Genomic DNA, 22,584 nt, shown 5'->3' with positions numbered 1-22,584 from the left:
TGGGGGACCGGGCCCCGGTGCCCGTTGAGGGGCCCCGTCCGTACGGAGGTTCCGTCCGTACGGAGGTTCCGTGCGGAGCGCCACTCCCGTCCCGTACGAAGGGTTCCGTGTGCGCAGCCGCTCCCGTCCCGTACGGAAGGTCCCGTACGGGCAGCCGCTGCCACCCCGCCCACGGCCCCTAGGAAGAAGCGGTCGTGGCTCCGCGCGGGAGGGGCCGGGGGCCTGAGGGGTGGTCGGCCCTGGCTAGGGGCGACTAGGGGTAGGCGCCCACACCACTGACCCGGGATTCTTAGCCATTGATCACGGTTCGTCATTATCTGCGCGGTGGGGTGACGTGGGGTGCAGGACGAGAAGAAGGTTCTCGACTACCTCAAGAAGGTAAGCGCTGAGCTGCATCAGACGCGTCAGCGGCTGCGGCAGGTCGAAAGCCAGGAGCAGGAGCCGATCGCGATCGTCGCGATGAGCTGCCGCTACCCGGGAGGGGTGCGATCCCCGGAGGACCTGTGGCAGCTCGTCGCCACGGGCCGGGACGCCATCGGCCCGTTCCCCGAGGACCGGGGCTGGAACCTGGAGGAACTCCTCCATCCGGACCGGGACCGCCCAGGGACGTCCTACGTCCGCGAAGGCGGCTTCCTCGATGACATCGCCGACTTCGACCCCGGCTTCTTCGGGATCAGTCCGCGTGAGGCCCTGGCCATGGACCCCCAGCAGCGGCTCGTCCTGGAAGTGGCCTGGGAGGCGTTCGAGCGCGCGGGCATCGACCCGCAGACGCTGCGCGGCGCCCCCGTCGGCGTCTTCACCGGCTCCGGCGGACATGAGTACGGCGAACTCGTCGCCACCCGGCCCGAGGTCGCCGAGGCGTACATGATGACCGGCAGCTCCGGCTCCGTCATCACCGGCCGTGTCTCCTACACGCTGGGCCTGGAGGGCCCGGCGATGACTGTGGACACCGCCTGCTCCTCCTCCCTCGTCGCCATGCACCTGGCCTGCCACGCACTGCGTCGCCAGGAGTGTTCGCTGGCGCTGGCGGGCGGTGTCGCGCTGCTGGTCAAGCCCGAACCGTTCGTCGCCTTCAGCCGTCAGGGCGGCCTCGCCGCCGACGGCCGCTGCAAGCCGTTCTCCGACAGCGCCGACGGCACCGGCTGGTCCGAGGGTGTCGGCGTGCTGATGCTGGAGCGCCTCTCCGACGCCCGGCGCAACGGGCATGAGGTGCTGGCCGTCATCCGTGGCTCCGCCGTCAACCAGGACGGCGCCTCCAACGGCCTGACCGCGCCCAACGGGCCCGCCCAGCGCGGTGTCATCCGGCAGGCCCTCGTCAACGCCCGGCTGACCGCCGGTGACATCGACGTGGTCGAAGGGCACGGGACGGGCACCACCCTCGGTGACCCGATCGAGGCCCAGGCCGTCCTCGCGACCTACGGTCAGGGACGTCCCGCCGACCGGCCGCTGTGGCTCGGTTCGCTCAAGTCCAACCTGGGTCACACCCAGGCGGCGGCCGGTGTCGCGGGCGTCATCAAGATGGTCATGGCGATGCGGCACGGTGTGCTGCCCAAGACCCTGCATGTGAGCGAGCCGTCCTCGCACGTGGACTGGTCGGCGGGCGCGGTCGAGCTGCTGACCGAGGCCCGGGAGTGGACGGCGGACGGCCGTGCGCGCCGCGCGGGTGTCTCGTCCTTCGGCGCCAGTGGCACCAACGCCCATGTGATCATCGAGGAGGCCCCGGCCCCGGCCGCGCCCGAGGAGTCCGCGCCGACCACGGGCGGCAGCCGCGCGCTGGGCTTCCCGCCGCCGTTCCTGGTCTCGGGCAAGACTCCCGAGGCCCTGCGCGGTCAGGCCCGCGCGCTCCTCGACCTCCTCGACGCGCGCCCCGGACCCGACGTCGCCGATCTCACTGATCTCTCCTACTCCCTGGCCACCAGCCGCGCCGCCTTTGAGCAGCGGGCCTCCGTGGTGGCGGAGGACCGTGCCGGTCTGGTGCGGGCCCTGTCGGCGCTGGACGCGGGCGAGTCGGCGTCAGGTCTGTCCGTGGGCTCTCCCATGGGCGGCAAGGTCGCTGTGGTGTTCTCGGGGCAGGGAAGCCAGCGGGTGGGGATGGGCGCGGAGCTGTACGCGTCGTTCCTCGTGTTCGCCGAGGCTCTGGACGAGGCCATTGAGGCGCTGGGCCTGCCGTTGCGTGAGGTGATGTGGGCTGAGGAGGGTGATCTCAGGCTGCATCGGACGGGGTTCACCCAGCCCGCGTTGTTCGCGTTCGAGGTGGCGTTGTATCGCCTGTTGGAGTCCTGGGGTCTGCGGCCGGACTTCGTCGCCGGACACTCCATCGGTGAACTCGTCGCCGCGCATGTGGCGGGTGTCCTGTCCCTCAAGGACGCGGCGGTGCTGGTCGCCGCCCGCGCCCGGCTGATGGACGCCCTCCCGGCCGGTGGTGCGATGGTCGCCATCCAGGCCACCGAGGACGAGGTACGGGAGCACCTGACCGACACGGTGAGTATCGCCGCCGTCAACGGCCCCCGTTCCGTCGTCATCTCCGGCGACGAGCAGGCCGTCACGGAGATCGCGGCCCGTTTTGAGCGTTCCACGCGGCTGAAGGTGTCGCACGCGTTCCACTCGCCGTTGATGGACCCGATGCTGGCCGAGTTCCGCAAGATCGCCGCGGACCTCACGTACGCGGACCCGCTTATCCCGGTCGTCTCCAACGTCACCGGCCAGCTGGCTGAGGTGACGGATGCCGAGTACTGGGTCCGTCATGTCCGCGACGCCGTCCGCTTCCATGACGGCCTGGACACCCTCGAAGCCCAGGGTGTCACCACCGTGATCGAGGTCGGCCCCCAGGCCGTCCTCTCCGGTCTCGGCACCGACCGTAACGCCCAGTTCATCCCCACCCAGCGGCGCGACCGCCCGGAGACGACCGAACTCCTCACCGCCCTCGGCCGCCTCCACAACCACGGCGTCACCCTCGACTGGACCGCGTTCTTCGCCGGAACCGGCACCCACCGCGTCGACCTCCCCACCTACGCCTTCCAGCGCAAGCGTTACTGGGTGAACCCGGCCCTGCCCGCTGGCGACGCGGCCTCCATCGGGCTGCGCCCCATCGACCACCCGCTGCTCAGCGCGGTCGTGCCGCTGGCCGACTCCGACGGCGTCGTCCTCACCGGACGGCTCAGCACCCGTACCCACCCCTGGCTCGCCGACCATGCCGTCATGGGCACCGTGCTCCTGCCGGGCACCGGGTTCGTGGAACTCGCCGTGCGCGCGGGTGACGAGGTCGGCTGCCCGGTCATCGAGGAGCTGACGATCGAGGCGCCGCTGGTCTTCTCCCAGCGGGCCGGGATCACGCTCCAGGTCGTCGTGGGCCCGGCGGGCGCGGCGGGCGCTCGTTCCGTCGCCGTCTACTCCCGTGACGAGGACAGCGGTGCCGTGGACGCGGGGCCCTGGCTCCGGCATGCCGAGGGCCTTCTGGTCCCCGCCCGGTCCGACGCCGACACGGGCGAGGACCTGACCGTCTGGCCGCCGCGCGACGCCACGGCGCTCACCGTCGACGGCCTCTACGAGCGGCTGACGGAACAGGGCTTCGCCTACGGGCCCGTGTTCCAGGGCCTGCGGGCCGCCTGGCGGCGCGGCCAGGACCTCTTCGCCGAGATCGTGCTCCCCGCCGACTCCGCCTCCGACGCCGCCGCCTTCGGTGTCCACCCGGCGCTGCTGGACGCGGCGCTCCAGACCCGCTTCCTGGACACCGGAGGAGCCGACGGCAAGGGCATGGGGGAGACCTCCATCCCCTTCGCCTGGAACCGGGTCACCGTGCACGCGGCGGGCGCCAGCTCCGTACGCGTCCAGGTCTCCCCGCACGGCGCCGGACTGACGATGACGGTCGCCGACACCACGGGCGCGCCCGTCGCCACGGTGAAGTCGCTGGTCGCGCGCCCCGTCTCGCCCGAGCAGCTCCAGGCGTTCCGGGGCACCGAGGACTCGCTCTACCGGGTCGGATGGGTGCCCGCGCCCGCCGCCGCGCCCCTGGCGGGCGCCGCCGACGGCACGGCCGAGTACACCCTGCTGCACTGCCCCGCGCCCGACGCCGACGCCGACCAGCCCGCGCGGGTCCGCGCCGCGACCCACCACGTCCTCTCCGCCCTCCAGCGGTGGCAGGGCCCCGGACGGCTCGTCGTCGTCACCCGTGGCGCGGTCGCCGTTGCCACGGGTACGGGTACGGCTACGGGTACGGAAGGCGACGGCGGACACCCCGGCGTCACCGATCTGGCCGGAGCGGCGGTCTGGGGACTCGTACGGTCCGCACAGGCCGAGGCCCCGGGCCGGTATGTCCTGGTGGACCTGGACGACGACCCCGCCTCGCCGGACGCCGAGCGGGCCATCGCCGCCGCCGTCGCCCTCGGTGAGCCCGAGGTGGCCATCCGCGCGGGCGAGCCGCGCGCCCCCCGGCTGGAGGCGGTGCCCGCCGTCGCCGAGACCGACGGGAGCGCCCCCTGGGACGCCACCGGTACGGTGCTGATCACCGGCGGCACCGGCGGGCTCGGCTCCCTGGTCGCCCGTCACCTGGTCACCCAGCACGGCGTCCGCCAGCTGCTGCTCACCAGCCGCAGCGGCCTCGCCGCCGACGGCGCGGCCGAACTGGCCGCCGAACTCGCCGAGTCCGGCGCGACGGTCCGGGTCGAGGCGTGCGACGTCGCCGACCGGGACGCGCTCGCCGCCCTCCTCGCCGCCATCGACCCCGCCCATCCGCTGACCGGCGTCGTCCACACGGCGGGTGTCGCCGACAACGGCGTCATCGGCGCCATGACACCCGACCAGCTCGACTACGTCCTGCGCCCCAAGGTCGACGCGGCCTGGCACCTGCACGAACTGACCCGTGAGCTGCCGCTGACCGCGTTCGTCCTGTTCTCCTCGTCGTCCTGCGTGGTCGACGGCCCGGGCCAGGGCAACTACGCCGCCGCGAACCTGTTCCTCAACGCCCTCGCCGAGCGGCGCGCGGCCGCCGGACTGCCCGCCCGCGCCATCGCCTGGGGCCTGTGGGGCGGTGAACACGGCATGATCCAGCGGCTCAAGAAGGCCGATGTCCTGCGCGTCAACCGCTGGGGCATGATCGAGCTCAGCACGGACGAAGGGCTGCGGCTCTTCGACCGCGCCCTCGCCTGTGACACCCCCGCGCCCGTCGCGATCCACCTCGACAAGACGGCCATCCAGCACCGCACCGAGGGCATACCCGCCGTCTTCCGCGGCCTGGTGCGCGCCGCGGCGACCCGGAAGACCGCCACGACCGGCGCCACGGCCGCCGCCGACGCCACGGCCGGTGACGCGCCCGCCCTCGCCGTACGGCTGGCCGGGCTGCCCGACGGTGAACGCGACCGTGCCGTCCTGGAACTGGTGCGCGCCGAGGTCGCCGCCGTCCTCGGCCATGACTCCGCCGGCCAGATCGAACCGGGGCGCGCGTTCCAGGAGATGGGCTTCGACTCCCTCACCGCCGTCGAACTCCGCAACCGCCTCCAGAGCACGACGGGCCTGCGCGTCCCCGCCACCGTCGTCTTCGACTACCCCAGCTCGCGCGCCCTGGCCGACTTCCTGCGCGCCGAGGTCTCCGGCACCGACGACACCCACGCCGTCATCGCCGCCGCCCCGGACGGCGCCGCCGACGACGACCCCATCGCCATCGTCGGCATGGCCTGCCGCTACCCCGGTGGTGTCACCGACCCCGAGGGTCTCTGGCAGCTCGTCGTCGACCAGGTCGACGGCATCAGCGCCGACCCGCCCACCGACCGTGGCTGGCACCTGGAACGGCTCTACGACGCCGAGCTGTCCCGCCCCGAGACCACGTACGTCCTCGACGGCGGATTCCTCTACGACGCCGCCGACTTCGACCCCGACTTCTTCGGCATCAGCCCGCGCGAGGCCCACCGGCTCGACCCGCAGCTGCGGGTGCTGCTGGAGGCGTCCTGGGAGGCGTTCGAGCGGGCCGGGATCGCGCCCGGCACCCTCAAGGGCAGCCAGACGGGCGTGTACGCGGGCCTGATGCACCACGACTACGTCACCAGCGCCATCCAGGGCAGCACCATCTCCGGCCGGGTCTCCTACACCCTGGGGCTGGAAGGCCCCTCGGTCACGGTCGACACCGCCTGCTCCTCCTCCCTGGTCGCGCTGCACTTCGCGGCCCAGGGACTGCGGCGCGGTGAGTGCTCGCTCGCCTTGGCGGGCGGTGTGTCCGTGATGGCGACGCCGGACATGTTCACCGAGTTCAGCCGCCAGGGAGCGCTCTCCCGCGACGGCCGCTGCAAGGCGTTCTCCGCCGCCGCGGACGGGACCAGCTGGGGCGAGGGCGTCGGTGTCCTCGTACTCGAACGGCTCTCCGACGCCCGCCGCAACGGGCACGACGTCCTCGCCGTCATCCGTGGCTCCGCCGTCAACCAGGACGGTGCCTCCAACGGCTTCACCGCGCCCAACGGCCCCTCGCAGCAGCGCGTGATCCGCCAGGCGCTCGGCACTGCCGGACTCGGCCCCGTCGACATCGACATCGTCGAGGCCCATGGCACCGGCACCTCGCTCGGTGACCCGATCGAGGCCCAGGCCCTGATCGCCACCTACGGCCAGGGACGCGCCGAGGGCCGGCCGCTGTGGCTCGGTTCGCTGAAGTCCAACATCGGCCACACCCAGGCCGCGTCCGGTGTCGCCAGCGTCATCAAGATGGTCATGGCGATGCGGAACGGTGTGATGCCCGCGACCCTGCATGTCGATGAGCCGTCGCCGCATGTCGACTGGTCGGCGGGCGCGGTCGAGCTGCTGACCGAGGCCCGGGCATGGGAGGCGGACGGCCGTGCGCGCCGCGCGGGCGTGTCGTCCTTCGGTCTGAGCGGAACCAACGCCCATGTGATCCTGGAGGAGGCTCCCGAGGTCTCCGAGACCCCCGAGACGCCGTTGTCTGTGGTGCTTCCGGCGGTGCCGGTGGTGCTGTCGGGGCGTACGGAGGGTGCGCTGAGGGCGCAGGCGGCGCGCTTGGCCGACCTTCTCGCCGAGCACCCGGAGCTGGCCCCGCTGGATGTGGCCTATTCGCAGGCGACCAGCCGGTCGGTGTTCGAGCAGCGGGCGGCCGTGGTCGGCTCCGGCCGTGAGGAACTCCTGGCGGTGCTCGCGGCGGTCGCTGATGGCTCGGTGGCAGGGGTTACGCCTGTCTCGGGTCGTACGGCCGTGGTCTTCTCCGGCCAGGGGAGTCAGCGGGTGGGGATGGGCGCGGAGCTGTACGCGTCGTTCCCCGTGTTCGCCGAGGCGCTGGATGAGGCCATTGAGGCGCTGGGCCTGCCCCTGCGGGAGGTCATGTGGCCGGAAGGCGATGACGAGCGTTTGAACCGCACCGGGTTCACCCAGCCCGCGTTGTTCGCGTTCGAGGTCGCCCTCTACCGGCTGCTGGAGTCCTGGGGCCTGCGGCCGGACTTCGTCGCCGGACACTCCATCGGCGAACTCGTCGCCGCGCATGTGGCGGGTGTGCTGTCGCTGAAGGACGCGGCGGTGCTGGTGGCCGCCCGTGCCCGGCTGATGGACGCCCTCCCCGAGGGTGGTGCGATGGTCGCCGTCCAGGCCACCGAGGACGACGTACGGGAGCACCTCACCGGGCACGAGTCGGTGAGTATCGCCGCTGTCAACGGCCCCCGTTCCGTCGTCATCTCCGGCGACGAACAAGCGGTCACGGAGATCGCGGCCCGTTTTGAGCGTTCCACGCGGCTGAAGGTGTCCCACGCCTTCCACTCGCCGCTGATGGACCCGATGCTGGCCGAGTTCCGCAAGATCGCCGCGGACCTCACGTACGCGGACCCGCGTATCCCGGTGGTCTCCAACGTCACGGGTCAGCTGGCTGAGGTGACGGACGCCGAGTACTGGGTGCGCCATGTCCGCGACGCCGTCCGCTTCGCGGATGGCCTGAACACCCTGCACACCAAGGGCGTGACGACGTTCATCGAGGTCGGCCCCCAGGCCGTTCTCTCCGGACTGGTCCGCGAGACCCTCGCCGACAGCGCCGAGGTCATCGCCCTCCAGCGCCGCGACCGCCCCCAGACCACCGCGCTCCTTCAGGGCCTCGCCCAGTTCCACACCCGTGGCCTGGACATCGACTGGACCGCGTTCTTCACCGGAACCGGCGCCCACCGCGTCAACCTCCCCACCTACGCCTTCCAGCGCGACCGCTACTGGATGGACTCCGACGGCGGAGCGCCGGATGTGGAGCGGGCCGGGCTGGAGGTGGCGGGGCATCCGCTGCTGGGTGCCGTGGTGGGGCTGCCCGCGACCGGGGGACTCGTCCTCACCGGGCGGCTGTCGCGCGAGGCGCAGCCGTGGCTGGTCGACCACGCGGTGCTGGACACCGTCCTGTTGCCCGGTACGGCCTTCGTGGAGATGGCGATACGGGCGGGAGACGAGACGGGCTGCACCCTGCTGGAGGAGCTGACGCTGCACGCGCCGCTCGTCCTGCCCGAACGCCGTGGCGTGGCCCTCCAGGTCACCGTCGACGGTCCCGGCACCGACGGCCGCCGTCCCTTCCAGATCTACTCGCGCCCCGAGGACCCGGGCACCGACGCCGTGTGGACGCTGCACGCCGAGGGCACGCTCGCCACCGGCGGCGGCACGGCCGGGGCGACGGGCATGGAGGTCTGGCCCCCGGCGGGCGCCACCCCCGTCCCGCTCGACGGCCTCTACGACCGACTCACCGAGCATGGATTCGGCTACGGCCCGACCTTCCAGGCCGTGCGTGCCGTGTGGCGGCGCGAGGGTGAACTCTTCGCCGAGATCGCACTGCCGGACGGGGCGGCCGGGGACGCGGCCGAGTTCGGTCTGCACCCCGCGCTGCTGGACGCCACCCTGCACACCAAGTTCTTCCTGACCGATGAGCAGTCCGCCGCCGACGGACCGTCGATCCCCTTCGCGTGGAACGGCGTACGTCTGCATGCCGCCGGGGCGACCCTCCTGAGGGTCAAGGTCGTCCCCGGGGGCACGGACACGGACGCCGTACGGATCGTCGCCGCCGACGGTTCGGGCACCCCGGTCCTGACGGTCGACTCGCTGGTGACCCGCGTGGTCTCAGCCGACCGGCTCGGTTCCGCCGACGCCGTACCGGACGCCGCGCACCCGTCGCTGTTCCGGGTGACCTGGTCTGACCTATCCGATGTGTCCGGTACGGAGACCGGGTGGGAGAGCCACGAGGTCGTCACCGACCCCGCCGCGCCCGTCCCGGACCGTGTCCGTACGGCCACACACGCGGTCCTCGCCGCCCTCCAGGCCCGGATGTCCGACGATTCCGACGATTCGGCCGTCTCTGTCGCCTCCGCCGACTCCTTCGAGAACGGCGACGGCACCGGGACGAATCCTCTGGTCGTCCTCACCCGGGGCGCCGTCACCGTCGGCGCGGGCGATCCCGTCACCGACCTGGCCGGTGCCGCCGTGTGGGGCATGGTCCGCTCGGCGCAGGCCGAGACCCCGGGCCATTTCGTCCTCGCCGACCTGGACGACGACCCCGCCTCGCGGGCGGCGCTCGCCGCCGCCGTCGCGACGGGTGAGCCGCAGTTCGCCATCCGCGCGGGCCGGATCAGCGTGCCGCGCCTGGCCCGTGTCACGGCCGAGGAGGCCGCCCCGGCCGCCGGGAGCCCGGACCCGGAGTCCTGGCCGGCCGGTACGGGAACCGTCCTGGTCACCGGCGGCACCGGAGGGCTCGGTTCCCTGATCGCCCAGCATCTGGTCACCCGCCACGGCGTCCGCCGACTGCTGCTGACCAGCCGCAGCGGGATGGCCGCCGAGGGCGCGGCCGAACTGGTCGCCGAACTGACCGCCTCGGGCGCCGAGGTCGAGGTGGCCGCGTGCGATGTCGCCGACCGGGACGCGCTCGCCGCCCTCCTCGCCGCCATCGACCCCGCCCATCCGCTCACGGCCGTCGTCCACACCGCCGGAGTCTCCGCCAACGGAGTGATCGGCGCGCTCAGCCCCGAGCAGGTCGACTACGTCCTCGGACCCAAGGTCGACGCGGCCTGGCACCTGCACGAACTGACCCGTGAGCTGCCGCTGACCGCGTTCGTGCTGTACTCCTCGTCGTCCTGTGTGGTCGACGGTCCGGGGCAGGGCAACTACGCCGCCGCGAACCTGTTCCTCAGCGCGCTGGCCGAGTACCGCACCGCTGCCGGACTGCCCGCCCACGCCCTCGCCTGGGGCCTGTGGGGCGAGCAGCGCGGCATGATCCAGGGCCTGACCGCCAGGGACGTCGAACGCACCCGCCGCTGGGGCATGAACGAACTCACCGCCGCCGACGGTACGGAACTGTTCGACCTGGCCACCCGCACCGCGCTGCCCGCGCTGATGCCGGTACACCTGGACCCGGCCGTGATCCGCGACCGCGTCGGTGGAGTGCCGCACATGCTGCGCGCCCTGGCCGGGACGGCGCCCGGCCGCCGTACCCCCGTCCGGGCCCGTGCGGGCGCGGGCACCGGGAGCGCCGAGGGTCCCGGTCTCGCCGAGCGCCTGGCCGGTCTCAGCGACGCCGAGCGCGCCCGTACCGTGCTCGACCTGGTCCGCACCCACACGGCCGCCGTCCTCGGGCACAGCTCGGCCGACGCCGTGGACCCGGACCGCGCGTTCCAGGAGATGGGCTTCGACTCGCTCGGCGGAGTGGAACTCCGTAACCGTCTCAAGGCCGCCACCGGGCTCCCGGTCCGCGCCACCGCCGTCTTCGACCACCCCACCTCCCGCGCCCTGGCCGACGCCCTGCTCGCGCAGGTGGCGCCCACCGACAGCGGGTCCGACACCACCACCGCCGAGCAGGTGCGCAAGGCACTCCAGGACATCCCCCTGAAGCGGCTGCGCGACGCGGGACTCCTCGACGGCCTGCTGGAACTCGCCGGGGTCAGCGTCTCCGACACCGACGACCTCGACGGGCCGGGAGCGGGCTTCCTCGATGTCCTCGACGGCATCGACGAACTCGACACCGACAGCCTGATCAGCATGGCCCTTGAGGGTTCGGCGGCGGACGGCGCCGATGACCTGACTGGCGATCTGTCAGATCTGGGTGACCTGGGTGATCTGGACGGCATCGGTGACGCGGATGACTTCGGCGACGACGACTACCAGGAGGCGTGACGTGACGACAGGCAACGAACAGAAGATCGTCGCGGCGCTCCGCTCGTCGGTCAAGGAGACGGAACGGCTGCGCGAGCAGGTCCGCAGGCTGACCACGGCCGCCCGGGAACCGATCGCCATCGTCGGCATCGGCTGCCGCTACCCGGGCGGCATCACCGGCCCCGACAGCCTGTGGCAACTCGTGGCCGAGGGCCGGGACGGCGTCTCCGGCTTCCCCGAGGACCGCGGCTGGGACACCGGCCGGCTGTACGACCCGGAGCTGAGCCGCCCCGGCACCAGCTATGTCCGCGAAGGCGGCTTCCTCCACGAGGCCGCCCGCTTCGACCCCGAGTTCTTCGGCATCAGCCCGCGCGAGGCCCAGGCCATGGACCCGCAGCAGCGGCTGCTGCTGGAGACCTCCTGGGAGGCGCTGGAACGGGCCGGCATCCCGCCCGCCACCCTCAAGGGCACCCCGACCGGGGTGTTCGCCGGGGTGATGTACCACGACTACGCGATGAGCGGCATCTCCGGCAGCATCGTCTCCGGCCGGGTCTCCTACACCCTGGGGCTGGAAGGCCCCTCCGTCACCGTCGACACCGCCTGCTCCTCCTCGCTGGTCACCCTCCATCTGGCGGCCCAGGCACTGCGCCAGCGCGAATGCACCCTCGCCCTCGCGGGCGGGGTCGCCGTGATGTCCACACCCGACATGTTCGTGGAGTTCAGCCGTCAGGGCGCGCTCGCCCGGTCCGGCCGCTGCCGCTCCTTCGCCGCCTCGGCCGACGGCACGGGCTGGTCGGAGGGCGTGGGTGTGCTGGTGCTCGAACGCCTGTCGGACGCCCGGCGCAACGGCCATCAGATCCTCGCCGTACTGCGCGGCTCCGCCGTCAACCAGGACGGCGCCAGCAACGGCCTCTCCGCGCCCAACGGCCCCGCCCAGGAACGCGTCATCCGGCAGGCCCTCGCCAACGCCCGCGTCTCCGCCGACCAGATCGACACCGTCGAGGCCCACGGCACGGGCACCACCCTCGGCGACCCGATCGAGGCCCAGGCCCTCCTCGCCACCTACGGTCAGGAACGCCCCGCCGACCGGCCGCTGTGGCTGGGCTCGCTCAAGTCCAACCTGGGTCACACCCAGGCGGCGGCCGGTGTCGCGGGCGTCATCAAGATGGTGATGGCCATGCGGCACGGCGTCCTGCCCAGGACGCTCCATGTCGACGAGCCCAACCCGCATGTCGACTGGGACTCCGGTGCCGTCTCGCTCCTCACGGAGGCCCGCCCCTGGGAACGCGGCGGCCACCCCCGCCGCGCGGGCATCTCCTCGTTCGGTATGAGCGGCACCAACGCCCACATCATCGTGGAGGAACCGCCCGCCGAGCCCTCCACCAACCCCGCCGACCCGTCGGCCGCCCCCGCCGCCTCCCCTCCGCCCCCGGCCGTACCGCTGCTGCTCTCCGCCCGCAGCGCCCCGGCCCTGCGGGCGCAGGCGGAGCGGCTGACGGACGATCTCGCTGGGCGTGGGGAGTTCTCGCCGCTTGATCTGGCGTTCTCGCTGGCGACCAGCCGGGCAGTGTTCGAGCGGCGTGCCGTTGTCGTGGGCTCGGACCGCGAGGAACTCCTGCGGGGGCTGGCGGCGGTCGCTGACGGTACGGAGGCGGGTGTGACACCTGCTGCCGGTCGTATGGCCGTGGTGTTCTCCGGTCAGGGAAGCCAGCGGGTGGGGATGGGCGCGGAGCTGTACGCGTCGTTCCCGGTGTTCGCGACCGCGCTGGACGAGGCCATTGAGGCGCTGGGCCTGCCGTTGCGTGAGGTGATGTGGGCTGAGGAGGGTGATCTCAGGCTGCATCGGACGGGGTTCACCCAGCCCGCGGTGTTCGCGTTCGAGGTGGCGTTGTATCGCCTGTTGGAGTCGTGGGGTCTGCGGCCGGACTTCGTCGCCGGGCACTCGATCGGTGAGCTGGTCGCCGCGCATGTGGCGGGTGTGCTGTCGCTCAAGGACGCGGCGGTGCTGGTGGCCGCGCGTGCCCGGCTCATGGAGGCCCTCCCCGAGGGTGGTGCGATGGTCGCCATCCAGGCCACGGAAGACGACGTACGCAAGCACCTCACCGACACGGTGAGCATCGCCGCCGTCAACGGCCCCCGTTCCGTCGTCGTCTCCGGCGAGGAACAAGCGGTCATGGAGATCGCGGGTCGCTTTGAGCGTTCCACGCGGCTGAAGGTGTCGCACGCGTTCCACTCGCCGCTGATGGATCCGATGCTGGCCGAGTTCCGCAAGATCGCCGCGGAGCTGACGTACGCGGAGCCGCGTATCCCGGTGGTCTCCAACGTCACCGGCCAGCTGGCTGAGGTGACGGACGCCGAGTACTGGGTCCGTCATGTCCGCGACGCGGTGCGCTTCCATGACGGCCTGGACACCCTCGAAGCCCAGGGTGTCACCACCGTGATCGAGGTCGGCCCCCAGGCCGTTCTCTCCGGCCTCGGCACCGACCGTAACGCCCAGTTCATCCCCACCCAGCGGCGCGACCGCCCCGAGACGACCGAACTCCTCACCGCCCTCGGCCAGCTCCACAACCACGGCCTGGACATCGACTGGACCGCGTTCTTCACCGGAACCGGCGCCCACCGCGTCGACCTCCCCACCTACGCCTTCCAGCACCAGCACTACTGGCTCACCGTCCCCGAGGCGGGTACCGATGTCTCCGAGGCCGGGCTTGACCCGGCCGGGCACCCGCTGTTGCGCGCCGCCGTGCGCCCGGCCGACTCCGAGCAGATCGTCCTCACCGGGCGGCTCAGCGTCCGCACCCACCCCTGGCTCGCCGACCACACCGTGTCCGGTGCCGTGCTCTTCCCCGGCACCGGGTTCGTGGAACTCGCCGTCCGCGCGGGTGACGAGGTCGGCTGCCCGGTCATCGAGGACCTGACCATCGAGGCCCCGCTGGTCCTCACCGACGACGGCGGTACGGTCCTCCAGGTCATCGCCCGCGCCGACACGGATCCCGCGCGGAGCAACGGCCGGCACCATGTGGTCGAGATCTACTCGCGTCCCGACGACCCCACCGCCGACCTGCCCTGGACGCGCCACGCGTCCGGAGTGCTGCGCCCGGCCGCGCCCGGTACCGGCACGGTGGAGAGCGGCGATCTCACCGTATGGCCGCCGGTCGGCGCCGAGCCGCTGAACCTCACCCTGGCGGAGGCGTACGACACCCTCGCCGACCACGGACTGGGCTACGGACACACCTTCCAGGGCCTGCGCCGAGTCTGGCGCCGCGACGGCGACCTGTTCGCCGAGATCGCCCTGCCCGAGGACGCCGCCGAGGCGGCGGGGGAGTTCGCCCTCCACCCGGCCCTCCTCGACGCCGCTCTGCACCCCCTCGCGCTCGACACCGCCGACCGTGGCGAGGACACCTCCGCCGAAGGCCCCCATCTGCCGTTCGCGTGGAGCGGTGTCACGCTGCACGCCACCGGGGCCACCGCCGTACGCGTACGCCTGCGGCCCCTCGGCCCCACGACCGTCGCCCTGGAGATCGCGGACGCCGAGGGCGTGCCCGTGGCCACCGTCGAATCGCTGGCCGCCCGTCCGGTCGCCCTCGACCCGCGCCCGTCGGCGGGCTCGCGGCACGACGCCCTCTTCCGGCTGGACTGGGTCCCCGTACCGCTCTCCGGCCAGACTCCCGTCGCGGACGGCGGCACCACCGTACGATCGGCCGCCGATCTCACCGCCCTCGCGGACCCACCGCGCACGCTCGTTCTCGACTGCCGTCCCACGGCCGACGAGGACCGCCTCGACGCCGCGACCGTACGCCGTGTCACCCACCGGGTCCTGGAGACCATGCGGACCTGGCTGGCCGAGGAACGCTTCCAGGCCACCAGCCTGATCGTCACCACGCGCGGCGCCGTGGCCCGGCCCGGCGAGGACGACCTCACCGACCCGGCGGGAGCGGCTGTCTGGGGGCTGGTGCGTTCCGCGCAGCTGGAGAACCCCGGCCGTATCGTCCTCGCCGACCTGGACGACCACCCCGGCTCCGCCGCGCTGCTGCCCACCCTCGGCACCCCGCCCGAGTCCGAGTTGCTGATCCGCGCCGGAGTCGCCTACGGCGCCCGCCTCACCCGGTTCCGTCCCGACGGCGTACCGACCCGCGCGACTGACACCTCCACCGACGGTACGACGGCGGCCTTCGGCCCCGACGGTACGGTGCTGATCACGGGCGCCACGGGCACGCTCGGCCGTCTCGTCGCCCAGCACCTCGTCACCGCCCACGGCGTGCGCCACCTGCTGCTCACCAGCCGCCGTGGCCCCGACGCCCCCGGTGCGCGCGATCTCCACGACCGGCTCACCGCACTCGGCGCCGACGTACGGATCGCCGCCTGCGACACCGCCGACCGTGAGGCCCTCGCCGCTCTCCTGGCGGACATCCCCGGCGAACACCCGCTGCGCGGTGTCGTCCACGCGGCGGGCGTCCTGGCCGACGGCGTCCTCAGCTCGCTGGACACCGACCGCCTCGACCGGGTACTGCGGCCGAAGGCCGACGCCGCCTGGCAGCTGCACGAGCTGACCCGGGAACTGCCGCTCACCGCCTTCGTCCTCTTCTCCTCGGTCGCGGGCACCTTCGGCGCGCCCGGCCAGGCCAACTACGCCGCCGCCAACGCCTATCTGGACGCCCTCGCCCACCGCCGCCGGGCCCTCGGACTGCCCGCGTCGTCCCTGGCCTGGGGGCCGTGGGCCGAGGACAGCGAGGCCGGGGCGGGGATGGCGGGCGCGCTCGCCGACCAGGACCGCTCGCGGCTCACCCGCTCCGGGCTGGTGCCGCTCACGGCGGACGACGGCCTGGCGCTCCTCGACACCGCCACCGCCGGTACCAGTGACACGAACGCGGCACTCCTGGCCGCCCGGCTCGACCTGGCCTCGCTGCGGACCGGGCCGACCGGAGAACTCCCGGCGCTCTTCCACGGCCTGCCCGACGCCACCGCCACCCGCCGACGGTCCGCGTCCGGACGCGCTCCCGCCGCCGGATTCACCGACCGGCTGCGCCGGATGCCCGGCGCCGAACGCCCGGCCGCCGTCACGGAACTGATCCGGACCCAGGCCGCCACCGTCCTCGGCTATGCCTCCGGCGTCCAGGTGGACACCGGCCGTGCCTTCCAGGACCTCGGCTTCGACTCCCTGACGGCGGTCGAGTTCCGCAACGGCCTGGCCTCGGCCACAGGACTGCGGCTCCCGGCGACCCTCGTCTTCGACTATCCCGACATCGCCACCCTCGCCCAGCACCTGCTCGACCAGCTCACCGAACCGGCCGAACAGCGGACCGGCGCGTCTGACACCTCCGGCGCGCCCGGCCGACGCCGTGACGAGCGCACGGACGACGAGCCGCTCGCCATCGTCGGCGTCGCCTGCCGTCTCCCGGGCGGCGTCGAGAGCCCCGAGGACCTGTGGCGACTGGTCGCCGAGGGCCGTGAAGGCGTCACCGGCTTCCCCACCGACCGTGGCTGGGACACCGCCCGCCTCTACGACCCCGAGGGCTCCCGCCCGCACACCACATACGTCAGGGAAGGCGGCTTCCTCCACGGCGCCGCCGAGTTCGACCCCGGCTTCTTCGGCATCAGCCCGCGCGAGGCCGAGGAGATGGACCCGCAGCAGCGGCAACTCCTCGAAACCTCCTGGGAGGCCCTGGAACGGGCGGGCATCCGGCCCGCCACCCTGCGCGGTACCGACACCGGTGTCTTCGCCGGGGTGATGTACCACGACTACCCGACCGGCGCGAGCGCGGGAAGCATCGTCTCGGGCCGGGTCTCCTACACGCTGGGCCTGGAGGGTCCGGCGGTGTCGGTGGACACGGCGTGCTCGTCGTCGCTGGTCAGCCTGCATCTGGCGGGTCAGGCGCTGCGGCGGGGTGAGTGCTCGCTCGCCCTCGTCGGCGGTGTGACCGTGATGGCCACACCGGACACCTTCGTCGAGTTCAGCCGCCAGCGCGGCCTCTCTCCCGATGGGCGCTGCAAGGCGTTCTCGGCGGGTGCGGATGGCACCGGCTGGTCGGAGGGTGTGGGTGTGCTGGTGCTGGAGCGGCTGTCGGATGCCCGGCGCCATGGTCATGAGGTGCTGGCTGTGGTGCGTGGTTCGGCGGTGAATCAGGATGGTGCGTCGAATGGTCTGACGGCTCCGAACGGCCCGTCGCAGCAGCGGGTGATCCGTCAGGCGCTGGCGTCGGCGGGCCTGTCCACCGCTGATGTGGATGTGGTGGAGGCGCATGGTACGGGGACGACGCTGGGTGATCCGATCGAGGCCCAGGCGGTGCTTGCGACGTATGGTCAGGGGCGTCCTGAGGGTCGGCCGTTGTGGCTGGGTTCGCTGAAGTCGAACATCGGGCACGCCCAGGCGGCGGCGGGTGTCGCGGGTGTCATCAAGATGGTGATGGCGATGCGGCACGGTGTCCTGCCGAAGACGCTGCATGTCGATGAGCCGTCGCCGCATGTCGACTGGTCGGCGGGCGCGGTCGAGCTGCTGACCGAGGCCCGGGCATGGGAGGCGGACGGCCGCACACGCCGGGCGGGTGTCTCCTCGTTCGGGATCAGCGGTACCAACGCCCATGTCATCCTCGAAGAAGCCCCCCCAGCTGAGTCGGCTGCGCCCGCAGCGCCGTCGACCGGCCTGCCCGCCGTGCCCGTCCTCCTGTCAGGCCGCACGGAAACCGCCCTCCGGGCGCAGGCCGCACGCCTGGCCGACCTCCTCACCGAGAACCCCGACCTGACCCCACTGGACGTGGCCTACTCCCAGGCCACCACCCGGTCCGTGTTCGAACAGCGCGCCGTGGTGGTCGGCTCCGCCCGCGAGGAACTCCTCAAGGGCCTGGAGGCGGTCGCTGACGGTACGGAGACGGGGATTACGCCTGTCTCGGGTCGTACGGCCATGGTGTTCTCCGGCCAGGGAAGCCAGCGTGCGGGCATGGGCGCGGAGCTGTACGCGTCGTTCCCCGTCTTCGCTGGTGCGCTGGACGAGGCCATCCAGGCGCTCGGCCTGCCCCTGCGTGAGGTGATGTGGGCCGAGGAGGGTGACCTCAGGCTGAACCGCACGGGGTTCACCCAGCCCGCGTTGTTCGCGTTCGAGGTGGCGTTGTATCGCCTGCTGGAGTCATGGGGGGTGCGGCCTGACTTTGTGGCCGGGCACTCCATCGGTGAACTCGTCGCCGCGCATGTGGCGGGTGTGCTGTCGCTGAAGGACGCGGCGGTACTGGTGGCCGCCCGTGCCCGGCTGATGGAGGCCCTCCCGGCCGGTGGTGCGATGGTCGCCATCCAGGCCACCGAAGACGACGTACGCGAACACCTCACCGACACGGTGAGCGTCGCCGCTGTCAACGGCCCCCGTTCCGTCGTCATCTCCGGCGAGGAGCAGGCTGTGACGGAGATCGCGGCCCGTTTCGAGCGTTCCACGCGGTTGAAGGTGTCGCACGCGTTCCACTCGCCGCTGATGGATCCGATGCTGGCCGAGTTCCGCAAGATCGCCGCAGAGCTGACGTACGCGGAGCCGCGTATCCCGGTGGTCTCCAACGTCACGGGTCAGCTCGCCGACGTCACCGACGCCGAGTACTGGGTCCGCCATGTCCGCGACGCGGTGCGCTTCCATGACGGCCTGGACACCCTCGAAGCCCAGGGTGTGACGACCGTGATCGAGGTCGGCCCCCAGGCTGTCCTCTCCGGCCTCGGTACCGACCGTAACGCCCAGTTCATTCCCACTCAGCGCCGCGACCGCCCCGAGACCGCCGAACTCCTCACCGCCCTCGGCCGCCTCCACAACCACGGCGTCACCCTCGACTGGACCGCGTTCTTCGCCGGAACCGGCGCCCACCGCGTCGACCTCCCCACCTACGCCTTCCAGCGCGACCGCTACTGGATGGACCCCACATCCGGCCACGGCGCTCCGGCCACCCTGGGCCAGGTTCCCGTCACCCATCCCCTCCTGGGCGCCGCCATCGCACTGCCCGACAGCGGCGGCCTCGCCCTCACCGGACGTATCAGCACCCACACCCACCCCTGGATCACCGACCACACGGTCCACGGCACCACCCTCCTCCCCGGCACCGCACTCATCGAACTCGCCCTCCACGCCGGAACCCACACCCACACACCCCACCTCGAAGAACTCACCATCCACACCCCCCTCACCCTCCCCCACCACCACACACCCCTCGCCCTCCACATCACCCTCACCACCCCCGACACCCACCACCACCGCACGGTACGGGTGTTCTCCCGCCCGGAGACGGGTGGAGCGGCGGGGCTGGACGAGCAGGAGTGGACCCTGCACGCCGAGGGAGTGCTCGCGCCGGAGCCGTCCGCCGAGGAGGAGACGGCCGCCGGGCTGGGGGAGAGCTGGCCGCCCACGGGGGCCACGCCCGTACCGCTGGAGGGCTTCTACGCCGACCTCGACGCGCTGGGACTGGAGTACGGGCCGGTCTTCCGCGCCCTCCGGGCCGCGTGGCGGGATACCGACGCCCTCTACGGTGAGGTGGCCCTGCCCGAGGAGACGTCCGGTGACGCGGCCGCGTACGGCGTGCATCCCGCGCTGCTCGACGCGGCCCTGCACACGAGCTTCCTCGAACGGGGCTCGGACCCGGAATCCCCGGCCGGCCCGTCGATCCCCTTCGCGTGGAACGGCGTACGTCTGCACGCGACCGGCGCCACCACGCTCCGGGTCCGGGTGACAGCGGCTGGTTCCGGGCTGCGCCTGGACGCGGTGGATCCCGAGGGCGCGCCGGTCATCACCGTGGCGTCGCTGGTGGCCCGGCCCGTCTCGGCGGAGCAGCTGTCCGCGGCCTCCTCCGTCGCCCACCGCTCCCTCTTCCAGGTGAGCTGGCTGTCGGTTCCGGGCACGCCCGCCGGAGCCCAGGTTTCCCCCACGTCGGGCTGGGCCACGCTCGGCGGGGACGGCCTGGGGCTCGGCCACCCGGAGCTGTCGGCCGTCCTGGACGCGGGGGGCACGGCACCTGCCGTCGCCGTCCTCGGCTGCGCCACCGACGCCGGTGAGCCGATGCCGACCCGGGTCCGTACCGCGACGGAATCCGTCCTGGCCGCACTCCAGTCCTGGTCGGACGAGGAACGGCTGGACCGGTCCCGACTGCTGGTGGTCACGCGGGGCGCCGTCGCGACCCGGCCCGGCGAGGACGTCGGCGATCTGCCGGGAACCGCGGTGTGGGGGCTGGTGCGTTCCGCGCAGGCCGAGAACCCGGACCGGTTCGTCCTGGTCGACCTGGACGACGACCCCCGCTCGTCGGCCGCCCTCGCCACCGCCGCCGCCATGGACGAGCCGCAACTCGCGATCCGTGGCGGCGAGATCCTGGTGCCCCGGCTGACCCGGGCGGACGCGCACACCGCGTCCGACGACCCGACGGGCCCGGACCCGGCCGTCGCACCCTGGGACGGCGACGGCACGGTACTCATCACGGGCGGTACGGGAGGTCTGGGCAGCCTTGTCGCCCGTCATCTCGTCACCGAACACGGCGTACGGCACCTCCTTCTCACCAGCCGCCGGGGCATGGCGGCCGAGGGCGCGGCGGAACTGGCCGCGGAACTGGCGGAGTCGGGCGCCCGGGTCCGTATCGAGCCGTGCGATGTCGGCGACCGGCGGGCGCTCGCGGCCCTGCTCGACAGCGTCGATCCGGAGCATCCGCTCACAGGTGTCGTCCACACGGCGGGCGTCGCCGCGAACGCGGTGGTCGGCGCGCTGACCCCCGAGTACCTCGACCATGTGCTCGGTCCGAAGGCCGACGCGGCCTGGCATCTGCACGAGCTGACCCGGGAACTGCCGCTGACCGCGTTCGTCCTGTTCTCGTCGTCCTCCAGTGTGGTCGACGGTCCCGGCCAGGGCAGCTACGCGGCGGCCAACCTGTTCCTCGGCGGCCTCGCCGAGCACCGCGCCGCGTCCGGGCTGCCCGCCCGCTCCCTGGCCTGGGGCCTGTGGGGCGAGGGGCACGGCATGGTCCGGGGGCTGAAGACGGCCGATGTCGAACGCATCCGCCGCTGGGGCATGACGGAGCTGAGCGCGGCCGACGGTCTTGAGCTGTTCGACGCCGCGCTGCGGCGGCCGGTCCCGGCCACACTGCCCGCGCACCTCGATCCGGTGGTGATCCGGGACCGGGCCGACGGGGTTCCGCCGCTGCTGCGGGAACTGGTCCGTACCGTCGCCCCCGTACGCCGGGCCGCCGCCCGTGTCACGGCGGCGGGTGCCGAGACGGGCGTACCGCTGACGCGGCGCCTCGCCGGTCTGACAGGTGAGGACCGGGAACGTGTCGTGGTCGACCTCGTCCGAACCCATGTGGCGGCCGTACTGGGCCATGACGGCCCCGAGGCGATCGAGCCCGACCGCCCCTTCCTGGAGCTGGGCTTCGACTCGCTGGGGGCGGTGGAACTGCGCAACCGGCTCAAGGGCGCGGCAGGCGTGCCCATGCCCGCCACCATCGTCTTCGACCACCCCAGCGCGCGTGACCTCGCCGTCTGGATCCTGGCGGAGCTGGGGGACACCGACACGGACACCGCGACCGGGAACGCCGGGAGCGGCGGCCAGGACCGGGCCAGGACCTCACCCGACCCGGCCGGGGAGTCGCTCAGCGCGATCTTCCGCCAGGCCATCGCCCGGGACCGGCTCGACCAGGGCGTGACCATCCTCGACCTGGCCGCCCAACTCCGCCCCACCTACACCAGCCCCGACGAACTGACCGCGCCGCCGTCGGCCATCCGCCTGGCGACCGGACCCGAGGCATCCGGGCTGTTCTGCTTCCCCTCGCCCGCGGCCATGGGCGGCGCCCACCAGTTCGCCCGGCTCGCCTCCGCGATGCGCGGCACGCGGGACGTCTCCGCCATACCGCTGCCCGGCTTCGCGGACGACGAGAGCCTGCCCGCGGCCTTCGCCACCGTGGTGGAGGGCAGCGCCCGCCAGATCCGCGACGCGGCGGGCGACCGGCCGTATGTCCTGCTCGGCTACTCGGCGGGCGGCATCTTCGCCCACGCCACCGCGCGCCATCTGGAACGGACCGGCACCGGTCCACGGGCCGTCGTCCTGCTGGACACCTACCACCCGAAGACCGAAGGACTGGTCGGGCTGATCGCCCAGATGTTCGCCAGCCTTTTCGAGAAGGAGGCCCTCTTCGGCCCGTTCACCAACGCGCGCCTGACGGCCATGGCCTGGTACGGGCAGCTGATGGAGGACTGCGCCCTGGACCCCATCGAGGCACCTATCCTCTTCGCCCGCCCCCGGGAATGGGCGGGCGAGGGCGAGACAGCCCCGCCCACCGACGCCTGGCGCACCTCGTGGGACACGGCACACACCACGATCGATGTCGAGGGCGACCACCTGACCATGGTCGAATCCCAGGCCCACCTCACGGCCGAGGCTGTCAACGCGTGGCTGGAGTCCCTGGAGTGACGCGATGAGTGAGCGTGTGAGGGGTCGGCCGGTCGGCTGACGGCTTACGTGTCAACTCGTGTGATGGGGTGGGGCCGGGCTCTTGTTGAGCC

2 protein-coding genes are annotated in these 22,584 nt (G+C 72.8%); both read left to right on the top strand.

The window, feature by feature from the left end:
- Positions 1 to 339 precede the first annotated feature (339 nt).
- Positions 340 to 11,106 (top strand): type I polyketide synthase, encoded by a 10,767-nt coding sequence (locus tag ACFVIM_RS06320; RefSeq protein ID WP_384299184.1) that lies wholly within the window; start codon positions 340 to 342, stop codon positions 11,104 to 11,106.
- Between the two features lies 1 nt (position 11,107).
- A complete protein-coding gene (locus ACFVIM_RS06315; RefSeq protein ID WP_384299181.1) occupies positions 11,108 to 22,492 on the top strand; it encodes a type I polyketide synthase in 11,385 nt (3,794 codons plus the stop codon).
- Positions 22,493 to 22,584 lie beyond the last annotated feature (92 nt).

This window comes from Streptomyces sp. NPDC057638, assembly GCF_042800315.1.
In the GTDB taxonomy this organism is placed as follows: domain Bacteria; phylum Actinomycetota; class Actinomycetes; order Streptomycetales; family Streptomycetaceae; genus Streptomyces.
The sequence above is the reverse complement of the archived record's forward strand: the minus strand, read 5'-3'. Positions and strand labels throughout refer to the sequence as shown.